This window comes from Amycolatopsis sp. NPDC003731 (assembly GCF_053586895.1).
In genome coordinates this window covers 38476-59316 of sequence record NZ_JBSFNC010000049.1, presented here as the reverse complement: position 1 = coordinate 59316, position 20841 = coordinate 38476, and the positions used below count along the sequence as shown (strand labels likewise).

19 protein-coding genes are annotated in these 20841 nt (G+C 71.7%); 11 read left to right on the top strand and 8 right to left on the bottom strand.

What is annotated here, in order from left to right; translation table 11 throughout:
• Window positions 1-37: 37 nt before the first annotated feature.
• Window positions 38-679 (bottom strand): PAQR family membrane homeostasis protein TrhA, encoded by a 642-nt coding sequence (gene trhA, locus ACWDN5_RS21890; protein ID WP_310974174.1) that lies wholly within the window; start codon window positions 677-679, stop codon window positions 38-40.
• Between the two features lie 117 nt (window positions 680-796).
• On the opposite strand from trhA, the gene ACWDN5_RS21885 reads away from it, so the two are divergent.
• From ACWDN5_RS21885 to ACWDN5_RS21875, 3 genes are all read left to right on the top strand, one after another.
• On the top strand, window positions 797-1573 hold the full coding sequence (locus ACWDN5_RS21885) for an isoprenyl transferase (protein ID WP_310973577.1): 777 nt from the start codon (window positions 797-799) through the stop codon (window positions 1571-1573).
• Between the two features lie 449 nt (window positions 1574-2022).
• Window positions 2023-3315 (top strand): PhoH family protein, encoded by a 1293-nt coding sequence (locus ACWDN5_RS21880; RefSeq protein WP_003080241.1) that lies wholly within the window; start codon window positions 2023-2025, stop codon window positions 3313-3315.
• A gap of 109 nt (window positions 3316-3424) precedes the next feature.
• Window positions 3425-6496: an amidohydrolase family protein gene (locus ACWDN5_RS21875; RefSeq protein WP_449677578.1), complete on the top strand. Its 3072-nt coding sequence runs from the start codon at window positions 3425-3427 to the stop codon at window positions 6494-6496.
• Between the two features lies 1 nt (window position 6497).
• On the opposite strand, the gene guaB1 is transcribed toward ACWDN5_RS21875, so the two are convergent.
• On the bottom strand, window positions 6498-7937 hold the full coding sequence (gene guaB1, locus ACWDN5_RS21870) for a GMP reductase (RefSeq protein ID WP_449677577.1): 1440 nt from the start codon (window positions 7935-7937) through the stop codon (window positions 6498-6500).
• Window positions 7938-7980: 43 nt separating this feature from the next.
• Here guaB1 and ACWDN5_RS21865 point away from each other — a divergent pair, with 43 nt between their 5' ends.
• Together ACWDN5_RS21865 and ACWDN5_RS21860 are read left to right on the top strand one after the other, a co-directional pair.
• Entirely contained in the window at window positions 7981-8448 is a 468-nt protein-coding gene (locus tag ACWDN5_RS21865) for a DUF309 domain-containing protein (protein WP_449677576.1), read from the top strand.
• Window positions 8442-8936, top strand: coding sequence for a hypothetical protein (locus ACWDN5_RS21860; protein WP_310973571.1), 495 nt, complete (start codon window positions 8442-8444; stop codon window positions 8934-8936). Before ACWDN5_RS21865 ends, ACWDN5_RS21860 begins: the two co-directional genes overlap by 7 nt.
• On the opposite strand, the gene ACWDN5_RS21855 is transcribed toward ACWDN5_RS21860, so the two are convergent.
• Window positions 8933-9556, bottom strand: coding sequence for an MBL fold metallo-hydrolase (locus ACWDN5_RS21855; protein ID WP_449677575.1), 624 nt, complete (start codon window positions 9554-9556; stop codon window positions 8933-8935). The genes ACWDN5_RS21860 and ACWDN5_RS21855 overlap by 4 nt on opposite strands.
• Before the next feature lie 97 nt (window positions 9557-9653).
• On the opposite strand from ACWDN5_RS21855, the gene ACWDN5_RS21850 reads away from it, so the two are divergent.
• Window positions 9654-10856, top strand: coding sequence for an NADH:flavin oxidoreductase/NADH oxidase family protein (locus ACWDN5_RS21850; protein WP_449677574.1), 1203 nt, complete (start codon window positions 9654-9656; stop codon window positions 10854-10856).
• On the opposite strand, the gene ACWDN5_RS21845 is transcribed toward ACWDN5_RS21850, so the two are convergent.
• The 5 genes from ACWDN5_RS21845 to ACWDN5_RS21825 all read right to left on the bottom strand — a co-directional run bounded on the left by ACWDN5_RS21845 (window position 10853) and on the right by ACWDN5_RS21825 (window position 16519).
• Window positions 10853-11455 carry a Pr6Pr family membrane protein gene (locus tag ACWDN5_RS21845; RefSeq protein WP_449677573.1) on the bottom strand — a complete coding sequence of 201 codons (603 nt, stop codon included), beginning with the start codon at window positions 11453-11455 and terminating at the stop codon, window positions 10853-10855. The two genes, ACWDN5_RS21850 and ACWDN5_RS21845, sit on opposite strands and share 4 nt — an antisense overlap.
• An 83-nt stretch (window positions 11456-11538) precedes the next feature.
• Window positions 11539-11979: a hypothetical protein gene (locus tag ACWDN5_RS21840; RefSeq protein ID WP_310973565.1), complete on the bottom strand. Its 441-nt coding sequence runs from the start codon at window positions 11977-11979 to the stop codon at window positions 11539-11541.
• A 211-nt stretch (window positions 11980-12190) separates the two neighbouring features.
• Window positions 12191-13723: an ATP-dependent DNA ligase gene (locus ACWDN5_RS21835; RefSeq protein ID WP_449677572.1), complete on the bottom strand. Its 1533-nt coding sequence runs from the start codon at window positions 13721-13723 to the stop codon at window positions 12191-12193.
• Between the two features lie 553 nt (window positions 13724-14276).
• Window positions 14277-15122, bottom strand: coding sequence for a helix-turn-helix domain-containing protein (locus tag ACWDN5_RS21830; protein WP_449677571.1), 846 nt, complete (start codon window positions 15120-15122; stop codon window positions 14277-14279).
• On the bottom strand, window positions 15122-16519 hold the full coding sequence (locus tag ACWDN5_RS21825) for a class II fumarate hydratase (RefSeq protein WP_449677570.1): 1398 nt from the start codon (window positions 16517-16519) through the stop codon (window positions 15122-15124). Before ACWDN5_RS21825 ends, ACWDN5_RS21830 begins: the two co-directional genes overlap by 1 nt.
• Before the next feature lie 108 nt (window positions 16520-16627).
• On the opposite strand from ACWDN5_RS21825, the gene ACWDN5_RS21820 reads away from it, so the two are divergent.
• From ACWDN5_RS21820 to ACWDN5_RS21800, 5 genes are all read left to right on the top strand, one after another.
• Complete coding sequence (locus ACWDN5_RS21820; protein WP_449677569.1) at window positions 16628-17260, top strand: GntR family transcriptional regulator; 633 nt, start codon at window positions 16628-16630, stop codon at window positions 17258-17260.
• Window positions 17257-17721: an OsmC family protein gene (locus ACWDN5_RS21815; protein ID WP_449677568.1), complete on the top strand. Its 465-nt coding sequence runs from the start codon at window positions 17257-17259 to the stop codon at window positions 17719-17721. Before ACWDN5_RS21820 ends, ACWDN5_RS21815 begins: the two co-directional genes overlap by 4 nt.
• Before the next feature lie 85 nt (window positions 17722-17806).
• A complete protein-coding gene (locus tag ACWDN5_RS21810; RefSeq protein ID WP_310973555.1) occupies window positions 17807-19108 on the top strand; it encodes a lipase family protein in 1302 nt (433 codons plus the stop codon).
• A 45-nt stretch (window positions 19109-19153) separates the two neighbouring features.
• On the top strand, window positions 19154-19801 hold the full coding sequence (locus tag ACWDN5_RS21805; protein WP_449677567.1) for a TetR/AcrR family transcriptional regulator: 648 nt from the start codon (window positions 19154-19156) through the stop codon (window positions 19799-19801).
• A 49-nt stretch (window positions 19802-19850) separates the two neighbouring features.
• Window positions 19851-20840 carry an NAD(P)/FAD-dependent oxidoreductase gene (locus ACWDN5_RS21800; RefSeq protein ID WP_449677566.1) on the top strand — a complete coding sequence of 330 codons (990 nt, stop codon included), beginning with the start codon at window positions 19851-19853 and terminating at the stop codon, window positions 20838-20840.
• The last annotated feature ends 1 nt before the right edge of the window (window position 20841 follow it).

Here is a 20841-nt window from a genome sequence, read left to right as displayed (position 1 = left end):
CGAAATCGAGCGGGGGCCGCGCTCTGCCGTTTCCGGGTCAGGCGTACATCGCCAGCCAAATCGCGATGTAGTGCGAAACAGCGGCCAACACGGTGCACGCGTGGAAATACTCGTGATACCCGAAAGTCTCCGGCCAGTGGTTGGGCCACTTCACGGCATAAAACACCGCACCCAGCGTGTAGAACAACCCGCCCACGCAGAGCAGCACCAACGCAGCGACCCCGGCGTGCGAAGCCAGCTCGGGAAAGACGAAAACCGCAACCCAGCCGAGTGCAATGTAGATCGGTACACCCAGCCACCGCGGAGCGTGCGGCCAGAGCATCTTCAACGCCACCCCGGCGATCGCCCCGCCCCACACGATCGACAAGATCACGTACCCGGTCGGCTTCGACATGGCCAGCAACGTGAACGGCGTGTACGTGCCGGCGATGAACAAGAAGATCATCGAGTGATCGGCGCGCTTCATCCACTTGTACGCCCGCGGGCTCCAGAAGCGGCGGTGGTACAACGCGCTCACGCCGAACAGGCCGAGCACCGTCAGCCCGTACACCGAAGTCGCCAGGGCGGCGACCGGGGACACAGTGGACGCCGCCAAGCTGATCAGCGTCGCCGCCGCGGCCAGGGCGCCGAAGAACGTCCAGAAGTGGATGTGCCCGCGCAGCCGGGGGCGGAGGTCCACTACGGGCTCGGGTGGTGGTTCCGTCGTCAGGCTCACGCTTCCAGGTTACGGCAGCGTAGGTTCTCCAGCAGTGCTCAAGTCACACGCCTCACACCGGGGTGCGTAGGCTGACTCGCCGTGAGTGTTCGCTCGTTCTTGTCCGACGTCGTGTACAGCGCCTACGGCAGGCGCCTCATCCAGCAGGCCGCCGGGCGGCATCCCCGGCACATCGCCATCATGCTCGACGGCAACCGCCGGTGGGCCCGGGAAGCGGGCTTCACGGACGTTTCGGACGGGCACCGCGCCGGGGCCAAGAAGATCGCCGACTTCCTGAGCTGGTGCCAGGAGGCCGACGTCGAGGTCGTCACCATGTGGCTGCTGTCCACCGACAACCTCAACCGCGACCCGGACGAGCTCACGCCGCTGCTGAAGATCATCACCGACGTCACCGACGAGCTCGCCGGGCCGGGGACGCAGTGGCGGCTGCGGATCGTCGGTGCCCTCGACCTGCTCCCCGCCGAGGTCGCGAAGCGACTGAGCGAAGCCGCCGCCCGGACCGAAGGGCGGTCCGGGATGGAGGTCAACATCGCGGTCGGGTACGGCGGGCGGCAGGAAATCGCCGACGCCGTGCGCAAGCTGCTGCTGCAGCACGCCGACGAGGGAACGTCCATTCACGAGCTGGCGAAGATCCTCGACGTCGACCACATCTCCGAGCACCTCTACACCTCCGGCCAGCCGGACCCGGACCTGATCATCCGCACCTCGGGCGAGCAACGGCTTTCCGGCTTCCTGCTGTGGCAGTCCGCGCACTCGGAGTTCTGGTTCACCGAGGCGTACTGGCCCGCCTTCCGGCGCGTCGACTTCCTCCGCGCGATGCGTGACTACGCCTGGCGACACCGCCGGTTCGGCTCCTAGACGGCTCGCAAAACCGCTGGTCACGCCGGTCGGAAGCCACCGTGAGTTGATTTCGGGCGACCGACGGTGAGGTGACGATCTGGCGAATCACCGTGTTGGCTCCCTGCGCGCCGCCGGATTCGTGGGTACCTTCCGAGGTGAGGGCACGCGTTCCGTGCGGGTCCTCGCGGGAGGCCCTGGTCGTGGCGGTGATCGAGGGGGCGGCTCAGCCGCCCACGAGACGCTCGAGGGGGCCGGCACCCGGCCCTCGTGGCCGCGCCACCTGACTCCGGTCAGGAGGAGTGGTCCAGCCAGGGAGGTGCCCGGCCCAGCGAGTGCGGGCGTGAGGTGCACACGCCCTCGAGGGAGATGCCGTCGTGACTGCGCAGCGTTTGCCCCGCAAGGCCTCTGGCCACTCTTCGACCGGTGCCGTTTCCGGCCCGGAGAAAGCGCCCGTATCCCAGCAGCACATGTACGTGCTCGACACGTCGGTCCTCCTTTCGGACCCGTGGGCGGTCACCCGCTTCGCCGAGCATGCCGTCGTGCTTCCGCTGGTCGTCATCAGTGAACTGGAGGCGAAGCGCCACCACCCGGAGCTCGGCTGGTTCGCCCGGGAATCCCTGCGCATGCTCGACGACCTGCGCCGGCAGTACGGCAGGCTCGACGCGCCGCTCCCCATCGGGGACCACGGCGGCACGCTGCAGGTGGAGCTGAACCACTCGGACCCGTCGGTGCTCCCGTCCGGGTTCCGGACCGACTCCAACGACCACCGCATCCTCGCCTGCGCGCTCAACCTCGCGGCCGAGAACCAGGCGGTCACGCTGGTGACGAAGGACATCCCGCTGCGGGTCAAGGCCGGGGCCGTCGGCCTCGAGGCGGACGAGTACCGCGCGCAGGAAGTGACGCCGTCGGGCTGGACCGGCATGGCGGACGTCGACGTCCAGCAGGAAGTGCTGGACGCGCTGTTCGGCGGCAGCACCGTCGACCCGGTCGAGTGGGGCATGGACGAGCTCGCCGAGCTGCCCTGCCACACCGGGCTGCGGCTGCTCGCGGGCAGCTCCAGCGCGCTCGGGCGGATCACGGCGGACAAGCGCATCCGGCTGGTCCGGGGCGACCGCGAGGCGTTCGGCCTGCACGGCCGCAGCGCCGAGCAGCGGGTCGCGCTCGACCTGCTGCTCGACTCCGACGTCGGGATCGTGTCGCTGGGCGGCCGGGCCGGCACCGGCAAGTCGGCGCTCGCCCTCTGCGCCGGCCTGGAAGCCGTCATGGAACGCCGCCAGCACCGCAAGGTCGTGGTGTTCCGGCCGGTCTACGCGGTCGGCGGCCAGGACCTCGGCTACCTGCCCGGGTCCGAGAGCGAGAAGATGCAGCCGTGGGCGCAGGCGGTGTTCGACACCCTCGGCGCGCTGGTCAGCCAGGACGTCCTCGACGAGGTCTTCGACCGCGGCATGCTCGAAGTGCTCCCGCTGACGCACATCCGCGGCCGGTCGCTGCACGACACCTTCGTGATCGTGGACGAGGCGCAGTCGCTGGAGCGCAACGTCCTGCTCACGGTGCTCTCACGGCTCGGCACGGCGTCCCGGGTGGTGCTCACGCACGACGTCGCCCAGCGTGACAACCTGCGCGTCGGCCGGCACGACGGCGTCTCGGCGGTGATCGAGAAGCTCAAGGGGCACCCGCTGTTCGCGCACGTCACGCTGACGCGCTCGGAGCGGTCGCCGATCGCCGCCCTGGTCACCGAGATGCTGGAGGACCACGGCTGACCCGCGGTCTCCCGGATGCCCGGCAAACGTTTCCGCGTTTGCCGGGCACCCGGTGAAAAACCCGCTCGGCCGCTATGCGGTCGATCCGGGGCTGGGCATAGTGGGCCGGATGGGGCCGGAAAATCTCTCTCGTCGTGAGCTTCTCGTCCGAAGTGGTGCCGCCGCTGCCGCGCTGACCGTGGCCGGGGCGGGGGTGGCCGAGGCCGAACCGGAGGTCGCGCCGGGTGGCGTGGTGCTCCGGGAAGGCACCAACATGTCGGCCGCGCTGTCCCCGGACGGCCGGTGGATCGCGGTCGACCTGGTCACCGGGATCTGGGTGCTGCCCGCCGGCGGCGGCCGCGCCCGGCGGCTCACCGACGACCTGCAGGACGCCACCCTCCCCAGCTGGTCGCCGGACGGCCGCCGGATCGCGTTCCAGTCGTACCGCGACGGCAACTTCCACCTGTACGTCATCGAGGTCGCCGGCGGTGCGCCCCGCAAGCTGACCAGCGGGCAGTTCGACCACCGCGAGCCCGTGTTCTCGCCGGACGGCACCAAGCTCGCCTTCAGCAGCGACCGCGACGGCAGCTACGGCATCCACCTGCTGGACGTCGCCTCCGGGGCGATCAGCACGGTCGTGTCGACGGCCGACGAAGAGGCGTCGCCGCGATGGTCGGCCGACGGCACACAGCTCGTCTTCACGGTGAACGACGTCGCCATCGACGTCGTCACCCTGGCCACCGGCGCCCGCACGCGCCTGGTCACCGCGACCGGCACCGACAAGGTCTACGGCCCCGCGTTCGGCCCCGGCGGCCGGCCCAGTTACCTGCGGCTGCGCGGCGCCGACGCGGACCTGATGCTCGGCGACGAGCAGCTGACCCGGGGCGAGGACGTCTTCGGATTCGCCGCGAACTGGTCCGGGTCCACCGCGCTCTACACCGCCGACGGGCACCTCCGGCGCCGCGAACCGTCCGGCGCGGTCGAGGACATCCCGTTCGAAGCGAGCGTGTCCACGGCCTCGCGCGACTACCGGAGGCGGGTCCGTGACCTGGACTCGGCCGCGCCGAAGCCGGTCCGGGGCATCGCCGGTCCGGTGGTGTCCAAGGACGGCAAGCGGATCGCCTTCCGGGCGCTCAACGCGATCTACGTCGTCGCGGCGAGCGGGGGGAGGCCACAGCGGCTGATCGCCGACGGCTACTTCAACTCCGACCCGGACTTCCACCCGGACGGGACGAAGCTGCTCTACACGAGCGACCGGCTCGGCACCGCCGACCTGTGGGTGCGTGACCTCGGCACCGGCCGGGACACCGTCCTCACCGAGCTGGCGGGCGCGCAGGTCGCGCCGCGGTGGTCGCCGGACGGCGGCCGGGTGGCCTACGCCGACCAGGACGGCGCCACCTGGATCCACGACGTGGCCACGAACACGGCCCAGCAGGTGACGCCGGCGCTGTTCATGCCGGGCCGGCCGACCTGGTCGCCCGACGGGACGGTCCTCGCGCTGGCCGCGGTGAAGCCGTACTCGCGGCGGTACCGCGAAGGCACCAGCCAGATTCTCACGGTCGACCTGAAGACGAACGAACTCCGCTACGCCGAGCCGATGCCGTTCCGCTCGCTCGCCACCCGCGGCGACGACGGTCCACTGTGGTCACCCGGCGGCCGGTACCTGGCGTTCACGGTCGAAAGCGTCGCCTGGATCGCCCCGGTCGACGGCGCCGGACGGCTGATCGGGGCGCCGCGGCAGATCACCCACGACGTCACGGATTCCCTGGCCTGGCAGGGGAACGACACGCTCGTGTACCTGTCGAAGGGGCAGCTCAAGGCCCAGAAGCTCAGCGGCGGCGAGCCGCGCACGATCCGGCTCGACTTCATCTGGGCCCGGCCACGCCCGCCGCGGCGGACCGTCATCCACGTCGGCGCGGCCTGGGACGGCGTCGCCCGGACGCTGCAGCGGAACGTCGACATCGTCGTCGAAGGCGGCCGGATCGCCGACGTCCGGCCGCACCGGGACGCGCCCGGCACCGTCGACGCGCACGACCTGACCGCCCTGCCCGGGCTCGTCGACCTCCACAACCACTGGCACCTGCGCGGCCGGCAGTGGGGTGACCGGCAGGGCCGGCTGTGGCTGTCCTACGGCATCACGACGACCCGCTCGCCGGGCGACCCGGTGTACCAGATGCTGGAGACCCGCGAGGCCCTGGAATCCGGGAACCGGGTCGGGCCAAGGTACTTCGGCACCGGGGAAGCCATCGATGGCTCCCGGATCTACTACAACTTCATGCGGCCGACGCTCTCGCCCGGGCAGCTGAACCTGGAGCTGTCCCGCGCGGTCGAGCTCGAGTACGACCTGATCAAGACCTACGTCCGGCTCCCCGTGGCCTCCCAGCAGGCGGTGGTCCGGGCCGCGCACCGGGCGGGCATCCCGCTGTCGTCGCACTACCTGTACCCGGCGGCGAACATCGGCATGGACGCGATGGAGCACACCGGCGCCACCAACCGGCTCGGGTACTCGCACACCGTCAGCCGGATCGGCCGGTCGTACCAGGACGCGATCGCGTTGTTCACCCGCTCGGGGATGTCGCTCACGCCGACGTTGTTCACCTCGCGGGCGCTGTACGCGGACGACAAGTCCCTCGTGACCGACGAGCGCACCGAAGTCCTCTTCCCGCCGTGGGAGTACCAGCAGCTCAAGGCGGCGGCGGACGCCGCGGGCAACCCGGAGAACGCCTACCTCCGCCAGGTCCTCGCCGGGAACGTCGGCATGGTGCTGCGGATCCACCGGGCGGGCGGGTTCGTGGTCACCGGCACGGACTCCCCGCTGGACAACGTGGCCGTCTCCACCCACCAGAACCTGCGGGCCATGGTCGCGTTCGGGTTCACGCCCCACGAGGCGCTCACCACCGCCACCCGCAACCCGGCGCGTTGGCTGGGGCTCGAAGACCGGATCGGGGTGCTCAAGCGAGGTGCCTACGCCGATCTGTCCCTCGTGTCCGGCAATCCGCTGCAGGACATCAAGGCGGCCGCGAACGTCCGCAGCGTGCTGGTCGGCGGCGTGCTGCGGACGGTCGGCGAACTGCTGGCGCCCTACCGGAACCAGCCGGGGCAACGGGCGGCCACCGAAGTGGTGCCCGCCGCCCCCTCGGCCGCGAAGCAGCACTGGTGGCACGTTCCGGAGTGGTCGGAACACGTGTGCTGCGCGGGCTGACTTACCAGCCCGAAGGAAGCGGGCGGCCTTCGGCGAACCCGGCCGCCGACTGCACGCCCAGCAGCGCGCGCTCGTGGAACTCCTCGAGCGTGCGCGCGCCCGCGTAGGTGCACGACGAGCGCACGCCGGAGCCGATCGAGTCCAGGAGGTCCTCGACGCCCGGGCGCTGCGGGTCCAGCGACATCCGCGACGACGAGATGCCCTCCTCGAACAGCGCCTTCCGGGCCCGGTCGAACGAGCCGTCCGTCCGGGTCCGCGCGCCGACCGCGCGCTTCGACGCCATGCCGAACGACTCCTTGTACGGCCGGCCCTGCTCGTCGAAGCGCAGGTCGCCGGGGGATTCGTAGGTGCCGGCGAACCACGAGCCGACCATCGCCGCGGACGCGCCCGCGGCCAGCGCCAGCGCGACGTCACGCGGGTGGCGCACGCCGCCGTCGGCCCAGACGTGCTTGCCCAGCTCGCGCGCGGCGGCCGCGCAGTCGGCGACCGCGGAGAACTGCGGGCGGCCCACGCCGGTCATCATCCGGGTCGTGCACATCGCGCCCGGCCCGACGCCGACCTTGACGACGTCGGCGCCGGCCTGGATCAGGTCGCGCGTGCCCTCCGCGGTGACGACGTTCCCGGCGACCACCGGGACCTGCGGCGACACCGACCGGACGGCCTTCAGCGCGGCGATCATCTTCTCCTGGTGCCCGTGCGCGGTGTCGACGACCAGCACGTCGACCCCGGCCTCCAGCACGGCCGACGCCTTCGCCGCGACGTCGCCGTTGACGCCGACCGCGGCGGCGACGCGCAGCTTGCCCGCGTCGTCGACGGCCGGCGTGTAGATCTCCGCGCGCAGGGCGCCGACGGCGGTCAGGACGCCCGCGAGCCGGCCGTCGGCGTCGAGGCCGAGCGCCAGGTGGGCGCCGTGGCTGTTCAGCAGCTCGAAGACCTCACGCGCCGGCGTGGTGAGAGGAACCGTGACGGTCGGCGGCTGTGCGACGTCGGCGAGCCGTGCGAAGCGGTCGACGCCCGCGCAAGCCGCTTCGTCGACGATGCCGACCGGGCGGCCTTCGCCGTCCACGACGACGACAGCGCCGTGAGCGCGCTTGTGGACCAAGTTGAGGGCGTCGGCGACCGCGTCACCGCCAGTGAGCACCAGTGGCGTGTCCCACACCGTGTGGCGGCTCTTCACCCAGCCGACGATCTCGGCGACGGCGGTGCTGTCGACGTCCTGCGGCAACACGACCAGCCCGCCGCGGCGGGCGACGGTCTCGGCCATCCGGCGGCCGGCGACCGCGGTCATGTTGGCGACCACGATCGGGATGGTGGCGCCGGTACCGTCCGCGGTGGCGAGGTCGACGTCGAAGCGGGACTCCACGTCCGAGCGGTTCGGCAGCAGGAACACGTCGTCGTAGGTCAGGTCGTGGGCGGGCCGGTGGCCGTCGAGGAAACGCACGAGTCACCAGACTACCTGCCGGGCCCGTGGCAGGATCGAGGGCATGAGCCGCCGCGACCGGGACGCCGAGGGACGGGCACGCAACGCACGGCCTCGTGACGGCCTCGGCCGGCCGCTGCCGTACGGCGCGGACGGCGTCGAGAGGCAGCCCGAAGGCATCGAACGCACCCCGGCGCAAACGCTTGCGGAGGCGCAGCGGCTGCTGGACGACGGCAAGCCGTTCCACGCGCACGAGGTGTTCGAAGACGCCTGGAAGACGACCGACGGGCCCGATCGCGAACTCTGGCGAGGCTTGGCCCAGCTCGCCGTCGGGCTGACGCACGCGGCACGCGGCAACAACGTCGGCGCGGTGTCGCTGCTGGAGCGCGGCGCGGCGAACATCGAGCCGTTCCGGGGCGAGCCGCCGCACGGCATCGACGTGGCCGGGCTGCAGGGTTGGGCGCTGACCCTCGCGGAGGAAGCGAAGTCGCGAGTCCGGGTGTCGCCGAGCGCGCCGCGGCTGACGTGCTGACGGCCCTCGGTGCCGCGGTCATCGCCGCGGTCGCTTCGCTGGTCGGCGTCACGCTGGGCGCGCTGGTCGAGCCGTTGAAACTGAACGCGGCGCGGCGGTCGAAGCTGCGACAGGACCGGGCCGACCGCTGCGGCCGGTTCATCGAGGCCGGGGCGCGGGCCCGGCAGCACCTGGTCAGCATCAACGTCACCTACCGGCAGGACGCCGGCTCCGAGCGGCTCGCGGCCTACGAGGACGAGTACTACACCGTGCGGGCGGAGATGCGGTCCCTGCTCGGGCTCCTGGTGATGAGCGGGCCGGAGGAGCTCGTGGAGGCGGCCAGGGAGGTGCGGCGGAAGGACATGGACCTGCACCACGTGCGGCACGAGCCGGACGACGGCGGCGAATTCACCAAGGTCGTGCTGCCGAAGGCCGTCCGGGACGCCGTGGTCGAGCTGGACCGGGCGATCGAAGCGTTCGCTCTGGTCGCCCGGAAGCACACGTCCTAAGGCTGGTCCCAGCCGTCCGAAGCGGCTTTCTCGGCGCCGATCGTCGTGCCTTCGCCGTGTCCGGTGTGGACCTTCGTCGCCTCGGGGAGCGTGAAGAGCTTCTCGCGGATGGAGTGCACGATGGTCGGGTAGTCCGAATAGGACCGTCCGGTGGCGCCCGGCCCGCCGTGGAACAGGGTGTCGCCGGTGAACAGGACGCCCAGCTCCGCCGCGTACAGGCAGACCGCGCCGGGCGCGTGCCCCGGCGTGTGGATGACCCGCAGGTCCGTGCCCGCGATGGTGAGCACCTGGCCGTCGGCCAGCTCGCCGTCCGGGGCGCGGTCCGGGTGGGTGAGGTCCCAGACGACCCGGTCGTCCGGGTGCAGCAGGATCGGCGCACCGGTCGCGGCGGCGAGCTCCGGGGCGGCGTTGACGTGGTCGTTGTGCGCGTGGGTGCAGACGATCGCGGCCAGCTTCCGGTCGCCCACGACGTTCTCGATCGCCTTCGCGTCGTGCGCGGCGTCGATCACGATCACTTCCGCGTCGTCGCCCAGGAGCCAGACGTTGTTGTCGACGTCCCAGCTGCCCCCGTCGAGCTGGAACACGCCGGAAGTCACCAGGTTCTGCACGATCGCCGTCATGCGCCCGACCCTAGTGGTCATTCGCCGGGTAGATGACATACCGACGGTATGCTACCGTCGAGTCATCTTACTGCGAGTAAGTTCGAGAGGTGGCGCGATGACCCTCCTGGCCGAGCCGTTGAAACTCCGGTGCGGCGCGCTGCTGCCCAACCGCCTGGTCAAGTCGGCGCTGAGCGAGCAGCTCGGCGACCGCCGCAACGCGCCCACCCGCGAGCTGGCCGAGCTGTACCGCACCTGGGCCGCCGGCGGCGCGGGCGCGCTGATCACCGGGAACGTCATGGTCGACCCGGCCGCGCTCGGCGAGCCGCGCAACGTCGCCGCGACCCCGGATCCGGCCGTCTACCGGCTGTGGGCCGGCGCGGTCGAGGGCACGGACACGCGGCTGTGGGTGCAGCTGAACCACCCCGGACGGCAGAGCCCGCGGTACCTCTCGCGTCAGCCGGTCGCGCCGTCCGTGGTGCCCTTCGGCAATCGAGGTGTCCGTACGGCCTTCGCCGTCCCACGGGCTCTGACCGGGGAAGAGATCGAAGCGATCATCGAACGCTTCGGCGTCGCGGCGCGGACGTTCGTCGAAGCGGGCTTCACAGGCGTGCAGATCCACGGCGCCCACGGCTACCTGGTCTCGCAATTCCTGTCCCCGCTGACGAACCGGCGAACCGACGCCTGGGGCGGCGACGCCGTCCGCCGCCGCCGGTTCCTGCTCGAGCTGGTCCGGCGCGTGCGCGCGGAGGTCGGGGACGCCGTGCCGGTGTCGGTCAAGCTCAACAGCGCGGACTTCCAGCGCGGCGGCTTCACGGAGGAGGAGTCCCTGGAGGTCGTGCGGGAACTCGGCGACGCCGGCATCGACCTACTGGAGGTATCGGGCGGCACGTACGAGAAGGCCGCCATGATGGGCGGCGCAAGCACTCAGGCGCGTGAGGCGTATTTCCTGGACTACGCGGCGAAAGCGCGGGCGGTCTCCGACGTCGCGCTGATGGTCACCGGCGGCTTCGCGACACCGGACGGGATGGAAGCGGCGCTGCGCTCGGGCGAGGTGGACGTGATCGGGCTCGGCCGCCCGCTGATCGTCGACCCGGCCTTGCCGTCCCGACTGCTGGAGGGCCCGGACGTCCGGGCGGAGCGGCTCTGCCCGAAGACGGGCATCCGGCTGGTGGACAGCCTCCTGGAGATCCAGTGGCACACCCGGCAGATGCACCGGATCGCGGCGGGCAAGCCGGTCGACCGGCGTGGTGCGGTGCCGACGTTGGTGCAGGCGGGGCTGACGGACGGGCTTAACGCGTTTCGCCGCGTCCGAGGCTAGGCGGGCGTCAAGCGGCGGTCGTACATGAAGGCGCCCGCGGCGAGGGCGGTGAAGAACAGGCCGATGAACACGCAGTTCAGCGCCACCTGGCCGTAGCCGAGGGTGGCCGCGTCGACGAACGGGTACGGGTAGAAGCCGTCGATTGCTCCGCGCGGCAGCGTGAACGCCAGCCACGCCAGCGGGTACAGCAGCGACCACCAGACCGTTCGCCACGTCACGGCGCCCCGGGGGCCGACGAGGAGCCAGCCGAGCACGAACAGCAGCGGGGTCACCTTGTGCAGCATCGTGTCGGAGACCAGCGACAGCCCGTGTAGCTCGTACAGGCCGGCGAGGGCGACCTGGTAGACGATCCCCGTCACGATGATGCCGGCCAGCGCGTCGAGCCAGAGGACGGTGAACAGCCGCCCGCGGGCGCGGCCCAGCGCGACCAGCGCCGACGTCAGCAGGACCAGCAGGTTCGAGTCGATCGTGAAGAAGCAGAGCAGGTTCGCGACGCGGCCGTCGGCGGAGGCGGTCGCGACCACCTGGGTGACCAGGCCGGCCCCGGCGACCACGGCGGTGACCGCGAACCAGGCGCGGGTGAGCTTCTCGCTGCGCATCGCCGGAGCTTAGCTCCACTGTGGACATATCGACCACCGTGGAGGGGTGCGCCCCGGCGACGTCCGCACCGGGGCGCCGGTCGTCAGGCCGCGAGCAGCGAGTCCCGGAGCGCGACGAACGCCTCGTACTCCGCCTTCTGCTCGACCGGCAGCTGGTACGAGACGGCCAGGAGCTTCGCCACCGACGGGATGATGCTCAGCCGGAACGTCCGGCCGTCGGTCGTCTTGATGACGAACCGGCCCTGGAGGTCGCGCTTCTTGACCGACGCCCGGTTGGCGTCGTTGATCGTCAGCGGGGTGCCCGCCGTGACGGTGCCGTTCTTCTCCTCGAGCGGGACGAGGACGAGATCGGTCTGCCCCGGCTTGAAGCCCAGCGCGAAGTTGGCCACCGAGGTGGTCCGGAAAACCAGGTAGTTCTTCTGCCGGATCTCCGCGGCGTACACCTTCGTGTAGCTCGCCCCGTCTTCGACGGCGCCGTCGAAGGCCGCGTGGATGGCCGCCTTCATCTGTTCCTTGCTGACCACTGGTTGCTCCTCCATGACCGCTCGGGAAGTGAGCGGGAACCTTGTGAAGGAGCGCACTTTAGGGATTCTTCGCCGCGGGCGGTGTCGGGAAAATTCTCGTCAAATCCCGTCCGGCGCACGTCGAATCAGTCGAACGCCGGCTCCGGCTCGACCAACCTCCACTGTGGTCTGGAACGACCATGGGGCACCACCGACTTTCGTCTGTCGTCTGTCAGCTCCCTTCCGACCGGTCGCCGTGCAGCAGGCCGCGGACCGTGTCGATCGTGTCCGCCTCGGCCGGGTCCTTGTCCGGCCGGTAGCGGACCACCCGGGCGAACCGCAGCGCCAGGCCGCCGGGGTAGCGCGTCGAGACCTGCGCGCTGTCCAGCTCGATCTCGACCACGACCTCCGGCCGGACGTACACCGTCCAGTCGTCGCGGTGGGTTTCGATCTCCTGGAACGTCCTCGTCTGCCACGCCAGCAGCTCGTCGGTCATTCCCTTGAACGTCTTGCCCACCATGATCGGCGGGCCGCCGTCCGGATCGCGGGCGCCCAGGTGGAGGTTCGACAGCGTGCCGGTGCGCCGGCCGTGCCCCCACTCCGCCGCCAGCACCACGAGGTCGATCGTGTGCACCGGCTTGACCTTCAGCCACGCCCGCCCGCGCCGCCCGGCCGCGTACGGCGACGCCAGGTCCTTGACCATCACCCCTTCGTGGCCGGCTTCCATCGCCGCCTCCAGCACGGCGGCCGCCCCCGCCACCCCCACTTCACCGGGGATCACGTGCGCCCCGGCGACCTTGCGCAGGGCCGCGTTGCGCTCCGACAGCGGCGCGTCCAGCAGGTCGACGCCGTCGAGGTGCAGGCAGTCGAAGAAGTACGGCCGCAGCAGCAGCGCCTTGACCTGTTCCTCGCGGGTGCTGCCGAACCGGCTCATGGTGTCCTGGAACGGCCGCGGCCGCCCGGCGTCGGTCAGGGCCAGGGTTTCGCCGTCGAGCACCACCGACTCGCACGGCAGCGCCCGCACGAGCTCGACCAGTTCCTGCACGCTCCCGGTGATCTCCCGCAGCGTCCGCGTCCAGACGTGCACCTCGTCGCCCTGGCGGTGCACCTGGATCCGCGCACCGTCCATCTTGTACTCGACGATCGCCTCGGCGTGCTCGGCGACGGCTTCGTCCAGCGACTCGGCCGGCGACGCGAGCATCGGCTTGATCGGCGTGCCCAGGGTCAGCCGGAAGTCCGCCAGCGCGGCCTGCCCGCCGGTCATCGCCGCGACCCCGGTGACGCCCAGTTTCCCGGACAGCATGAACGCCCGCCGCACGTCCTCGGCCGGCACCTCGGCCGCGGCCGCGACGGCGTCGACCATCACGCCCTCCAGCGCGCCCTGCCGCAGCTCGCCGGTGACCAGCCGGAACATGAACTGCTGCTCGTCCTTCGTGAGTCGCTCGAACAACGCCCGCAGCACCTCTTGCCGCCGCGTCGCGGAGCCCGTGCCCGCCGCGACGCCGGCCGCGGCGGTGAGCGCCGCGTCGACCTCGGTGACCGTGACGACGGGCTCCGGCAGCGCCCCGGCGCCCAGCCCGGCCAGGGTGCGCCAGCCCGCACCCAGCCTGTCCTGCGCCGTCTGCCCGGTCAGGTAGGCGATCACCACGGGCAGCTCGGCGATCTCGGCGGCGCGCAGCACCGCGGCCAGGAGGGCGATCTTCGCCTTCCTGGACCTCGTCGCCGCCAGCTCGGCGGACGCCCGGACCAACTCGCTCAGCAACACCCGAACATCATGACCCGAACCACCGACAATTTCCGGATGGTCAGATGTCCGGCCTGGTGCAGAGGGGGTCGAGCAGGCCGTCCTTGGTCACGCCGGGGGTTCCTCCGCGCCGCCGAGCACCTTCTGCTCGAACGTCTTGCACCTGCCCGCGCCCGACGATCCCGATCGGCACCGACGGCCCCGGCTTCGGCGGACCGGCCGTCGGAGAGCACCGCCAGCCCGTCCTTGTCCGGTCGCGCGCGTGGTGATCGCGGCGCCGTCGCACTGGCCGTGGTAGTCGGCGGCGATGCGCGCACTGGGCGGACTCGGCCGGCCGCGACCACGAGACGAGCAGCGTCGCCAGCAAGGCGCCCGTAAGCGTGGCCACTCGGGTGCTCCAAGTGGTGCTTCGGCCGCGGCGAGCCCCGGCGAACCGCTTCGGCAGCAGCGCGCGCACGGGACAGCCCATCCGCCGCCGGATGCATCGTCGCGCCGACGCCCACCGTGCCGCTCCTCTGCCCCGAACTCCCCCAGGAGAAGCAGCGTAGGCAGCAAAAACGGCGGCGCGGGACGGCTACGGGTGAGTGTTCACCGGTCGTTCACCGGCGGCGATCCAGCTGGCCAGCAGGCCGAGCGCGCGTTCGGAAGCCGACCCCGGTTCGGCGTGGTAGACGACCAGGCCCTGGTCGGGGTCGTCCGGCAGGCGCAATGTCTGGTAGTGCAGCCGCAGCTCGCCGGCCACGGGGTTCGCGAACAGCTTCCAGCCCTGCGCCTTCTCCTGGACGGCGTGCTCGGCCCACAGCCGGCGGAACTGGGCGCTGGCCAGCGAAAGCTCGTCGACCAGCTGCGCGAACCGCGGGTCGCCGGGGTGCCGGCCGCTCTCCGCGCGCAGGTTCGCGACGAGCTCGCGGCACACCGCGTCGTACTCCGGGTGCAGCTCCTTCGCGCGTTCGTCGGTGAAGACGAGCTTCGGCATGCTGCGCTCTTCGAGGTGGGCGAAGTCGAACGCGACCGCGCCGCCGAGCGCGTTCCAGGCCAGCACGTCCAGGTACCGGCCGAAGACGAACGCCGGTGCCTGGATGGCGTCCAGCAGGTGCTGCAGCTCCGGCCGGACCCGCTGCGGTGCGGGCTTTTCCCGGCGCGTCGGGGCGGCGAGGTTGTGCAGGTAGGACTCCTCGCCCGGGTCGAGCCGCAGGGCCCGCGCGAGGGCGTCGAGGACCGCGTCCGAGACGTTCTTCGCGCGGCCCTGCTCCAGCCGCGTGTAGTAGTCGACGCTGATGCCGGCCAGCTGCGCCAGTTCCTCGCGGCGCAGGCCCTTGACCCGCCGGTGGGTGACCCCGGGCGGCAGGCCGAGGTCGGCGGGGTCGAGGGCGGCGCGACGGGCCTTCAGGAAGGCGCCCAGCCCGGCGGCGTCACCCATCACTTCCCGCCGCGGGCCATGCGCAGGACGTCGAGCGCCTCGTCCAGCTGCTCCTCGGTGAGTTTCCCGTCGCGGACGTACCCGCGCTCGATGACGACCTCGCGGATCGTCTTGAGCTCCTTCAGCGCTTGCTTCGCGACCGCGGCCGCCTCTTCGTAGCCGATGTACTTGTTCAACGGCGTCACGATCGACGGCGAACCCTCGGCGTAGGTCCGCGTGCGTTCGGTGTTCACCGTGATGCCCGCGAACACCTTGTCCGCCAGCAGCCGGGACACCGCCGCGAGCAGCCGCGCGGATTCGAGGACGTTCCGGGCGATCACCGGCAGGTTCACGTTGAGCTGGAAGTTGCCCGCCGCGCCGGCGAACGCGACGGCGGCGTCGTTGCCGATCACCTGGGCGACCACCTGCAGCGTCGCCTCCGGGATCACCGGGTTCACCTTGCCCGGCATGATCGACGAACCCGGCTGCAGGTCCGGCAGCGCCAGCTCGGCCAGGCCGGTGCGCGGGCCGGAACCCAGCCAGCGCAGGTCGTTGGCGATCTTGTTGAGCGACACGGCGATCGTGCGCAGGTGCCCGGACGTCTCGACGACGCTGTCCTGCGTCGCCTGCGCCTCGAAGTGGTCGCGGGCCTCGGTCAGCGGCAGCCCGGTGACCGTGGCGAGTTCCGCGGCGACCGACGGGCCGAAGCCGTCCGGCGCGTTCAGGCCCGAACCGACGGCCGTGCCGCCGATCGGCAGCTCGCCCAGCCGCGGCAGGCCGGACTTCAGCCGTTCGACGCCGAAGCGGATCTGCGACGCCCACGCGCCGGCCTCCTGGCCGAGCGTGATCGGGACGGCGTCCATCAGGTGCGTGCGGCCGGACTTCACCACGTCGGCCCACTCCGCGGCGCGGACCTCGATCGCGCCGGCCAGGTACTCCAGCGCCGGGATGACGTCCTTGAGCACGGCTTCGGTCGCGGCGACGTGGATCGTCGTCGGGAAAGTGTCGTTCGACGACTGCGAGGCGTTGACGTGGTCGTTCGGGTGCACGTCCCGCCCGAGGGCCCGCGAAGCGAGGGTGGCGATGACCTCGTTGGCGTTCATGTTCGACGACGTCCCGGACCCGGTCTGGAAGACGTCGATCGGGAAGTGCGCGTCGTGCGCCCCGGCGGCGACCTCGTCGGCGGCGGCCGCGATGGCCTCGGCGACGTCGGCGTCGAGCACGCCCAGCTTGAGGTTCACCCGCGCGGCGGCCGCCTTGAGCAGGCCGAGCGCGCGGATCTGGGCGCGTTCCAGGCCCCGGCCGGAGATGGGGAAGTTCTCCACGGCCCGCTGGGTCTGCGCGCGGTAGAGCGCGTCGGCAGGCACGCGGACCTCGCCCATGGTGTCGTGTTCGATCCGGTATTCCTGATCAGCCATGACACCGATTCTGGCCCTGATCGCCGGTCGGCGCGTGGTGGCGTCGACCACCCTGTTGCCGGTAACCGTATCCATTGTATACATTGGATGCGGAACGGGAGGTGGTCGGTGAACTCGGTCTACGACGAGGTCCGCGGCCTGATCGTGCTGGGGACCTACCCGGCGGGGCGGCCGGTGACCGAGCAGGAGCTGTGCGACCGGCTCGGCGTCAGCCGCACGCCGGTGCGGGAAGCGTTGCGGCGCTTGGAAAGCGACGGCCTGGTGCAGCCCGCCCGCCGCGGGGTGACCGTGGTCGAACTGGGGGAGAAGGCCCTGCGGGACGCCTACCTCGTGCGGGCCGCGCTGGAGGCGTTGACCGCGGAACTCGCGGCGGAACGCTGCCGAGCGGGCGAGCTCGCGCCGGCCGACCTGGCCCGCCTCGGGGACCTCGCCGACGAAGCGGACCGCGCGACCCGGAGCGGCGATCTCGCCGAAGGCGTCCGGCACAACCGGGCGTTCCACGGCCACATCGCGGTGCTCGCCGGCAACCCGCCGGCGGCCGAGGCGCTCGACCGGCTCTGGGACCGGATCACCGTCTCCACCCGGGCCTCGCTGGCCGCGCCCGCCCGGACCGCGCAGGTCGACGCGGAGCACCGGTACCTGGTCGCCGCCATCACCGAGGGGCGGCCCGAAGACGCCGCCGCCCTGGCCCGCGCCCACGTCCTGTCGACGATGTCCGCACTGGGAGGAGCCGGAGCATGAGCAGGGAACACCACTACGCGGTCACGGTGCGCTGGACCGGCGACCCCGGCACCACGCACTACCGCGGGTACGCCCGCGACCACGACGTCGAGGCGACGGGCAAACCCACGCTGGCGGCCTCCGCCGACCCGGGTTTCCTGGGCGCGGCCGACCGCTGGAACCCCGAAGACCTGCTCGTCGCGACGCTGTCGCAGTGCCACCTGCTGACGTACCTGTCGGTGTGCGCCCGCGCGGGCGTGGTGGTCACCGGCTACGTCGACCGCGCGAGCGGCGTCATGCGCGAGGACGGTGCCCACGGCGGCCGCTTCGCCGAAGTGGTCCTGCGTCCGGAGGTGACGGTGGCCGACGCGAGCATGGCCGCGAAGGCGACCGCGCTGCACCACGACGCCCACGAGCAGTGCTTCATCGCGAATTCGGTGAACTTCCCGGTGCGGCACGTCCCGGTGGTGCGGGGCGCCTAGATCGTGTACGCGGCTGTACATGACACCTACTCGCTGGTAGGTTACGGCGATCCGCGTGATCAGCTTCATGATTCAAAGGGGAGTCATGACCGTTCGCACCGTCGCGTTCGCCGCCGCGCTCGCGCTGACCTTCGCCGCCGCCCCGGCCACTCCGGCCGCCGCCGCGACGTCCGATTCCTTCTACTCCTACGACGGCAGCGCGCCGCTGTCGTCCTATGCGCCCGGGACCGTCCTCAAAACCCGGACGCTGGCCTACCACGTCGTCGGGCTCGCGACGCCGGTGCGGGCCGTCCAGCTGCTCTACCGGACCACCGACGCGCAGGGCCGCCCGGCCGCGAACGTCACCTCGGTCGTCCGCAGCATCACCGGCGACACCACGAAAGCCGTGTCGTACCAGTCGGCCTACGACTCGCTCGACCCCGCGGACGCGCCCTCGCGGGCGATCGCCGGTGACGTCACCCTCGGCGGTCTCCTGCCCAACGGCGAGTCGCTGCTGCTCCTGCCGTCGCTCCTGCTGGGCTACAACGTCGTCGTGCCCGACACCGAAGGGCAGACCGCGGACTTCGCCGCCGGGCCGGAGTACGGCACGAACACCCTCGACTCGATCCGGGCCGTGACGAGCTCGGCCGCGACGGGGATGACCAAGAGCACGAAGTTCGGTCTCCTCGGCTACTCGGGCGGGGCGATCGCGACCGGCTGGGCGGCCGCGCTGGCACCGAGCTATGCCCCCGACGTCAACGAAAATCTCGTCGGTTTCACCGAAGGCGGCGTGCTCGTCGACCCCGCGCACAACCTGAAGTACGTCGGCGGCAGCCCGGTCTGGTCCGGCGTCATCCCGATGGCGCTGATCGGCGTCGCGCGCAGCTACGACATCGACCTGCGGCCGTACGCGAGCGAGTACGGGCTGAAGGTGCTCGACGAGCTGGAGCACGCGTCGATCATCACCGCCCTGGGCCGGTACCCGGGCCTGACGTGGCAGAAGATCGCGAAGCCCGCGTACGCGAACCCGAACTCCGTGCCGCCGTTCGTCGCCGCGGTGAACAAGGTCAACCTCGGGTCCGCGCCGACCCCGTCGGTGCCCGGGTTCATCGCGCAGGGCAACGCCGGGTTCCTGGAAGGGACCACGAGCAACCTGCCGGGCATCGGCACCGGCGACGGCGTGATGGTGGCCGGCGACGTCCGGGCGCTGGCCCGCCAGTACTGCGCCACCGGCAACCGGTCGATCAAGTACACGCAGTACGACGCGCTCAGCCACGTCGGCGGAGCCGCGGCGTGGGCGCCCGCCGCGATCGCCTGGCTGGCCGACCGGTTCGCCGGGAAGGCGGTGCCGTCGAGCTGCGGGCACATCCCCGCGGGCAACGCGCTCGACCCGGAACAGCCCGCCTGACCGCGGCCGTACCCGGCGGGGCCGCCCGCCGGGTACGGTGCCGCGATGCAGACCCGTCTCCCCAAAGGGCCGCACAGCCTCAGCCGGGAAGAGGTGGCGCAGGTCCAGCGCGCCCGGCTGGTCGAGGCGGTCCTGGTCAACGTCGGCGAACGCGGCTACGCGGCCACCACGGTCGGCCACATCACGGCGTCGGCGGGTGTCTCCCGCACGTCGTTCTACGAGCAGTTCACCGGCAAGCAGGCCGCGTTCCTCGCCGCCTACCGGGCGGTGACCGCAGAATTCCTCGACCAGGGCGTCGCGGCGGCCGTCGAGGCACCGAGCCCGCTCGACGCCGTCACCGCGTGCGGCGACGTCGTCGTCGGCTACGTGCGCCGCCGTCCGGTGGTGGCCCGCGCGGTCCTGCTGGAGATCTACGCCCTCGGCGACGCGGGCCTCGAGGCGCGCGAGGAGATGCTGCGCGCGAGCGAAGCGGTGTTCGACCGGACGGCGGTGTGGCTGCGGACGACCGAGCCGGGCTGGCCGCTGCCGCCGCCGTTCACGGCGCGGACCGTCGTCGCCGCGACGATCGAGCTGCTCACCCAGGCCATCTGGCTCGCCACCGACGACGTCTACGACCGCGCCCGCGAAGCCATCCGGCACACCTGGCTGCTCGGCCTCCACGGACACCGGAACATCCCCGCGCAATCCGGCTAGGATCGGCTGTGTTCTCGATCACCGCCATCCACCACTGGCTGGAGCGAGCATGACTGAAGTCCCTGGGGACTCCTACGACATCGTGATCATCGGCGCGGGCCCGACGGGCCTGTTCGCCGCCTACTACGCCGGGTTCCGCGGCCTCTCGATGGCGGTGGTCGACTCGCTGCCCGAGCCCGGTGGCCAGGTGACCGCGATGTACCCGGAGAAGATGATCTACGACGTCGGCGGGTTCGCCGAGGTCCGCGGCCGCGATCTGATCGAGGGCCTGGTGCAGCAGGCCGCGCCGTTCAAGCCGAAGTACCTGCTGGGGCGCAAGGCCGAAAAGCTGGAGCCGGCCGCCGACGGCGTCGAGCTGACCCTCGACGGCGGCGAGACGCTGCGTGCCCGCGCGGTGCTGATCACCGCGGGCATCGGCGAGTTCACCCCGCGCCCGCTGCCGGCCGGCGACGGCTGGCTGGGCCGCGGCATGGTCCACTTCGTCCCCTCCCTGCAGGCGCACGCGGGGCAGCACGTCGTGGTCGTCGGCGGCGGAGACTCGGCGTTCGACTGGATCCTCGCGCTGCACCCGGTCGCGGCGAGCGTGACGCTGGTGCACCGGCGCGCGAAGTTCCGCGCCGCCGAGTCGATCGTCCGGCAGGCGCGCGAGCTCGGCACCCGGATCATCACCGACGCCGAGGTCACCCGGTTCGTCGAAGCGCCGGACGGCTCGCTCGAAGCCGTCGACGTCTCGATCAAGGGCAGCGGCGAAGAGCGGCTCCCGGCCAACGCCGTCGTCGCGGCGCTCGGGTTCACCGCCGACCTGGGTCCGATCGAGAGCTGGGGCCTGGAGATCCACCACCGCGCCATCGCCGTGGACTCGACGATGGCGACCGCGCGCGAACGCGTCTACGCGGCGGGCGATGTCGCCGCGTACCCGGGGAAGGTGAAGCTGATCGCGACCGGCTTCGGCGAGGCCGCGACGGCCGTCAACAACATCGCCGTCGCGCTCGACCCGGACGCGCACCTGTTCCCGGGCCACTCGAGCAACGCCGAGTGAT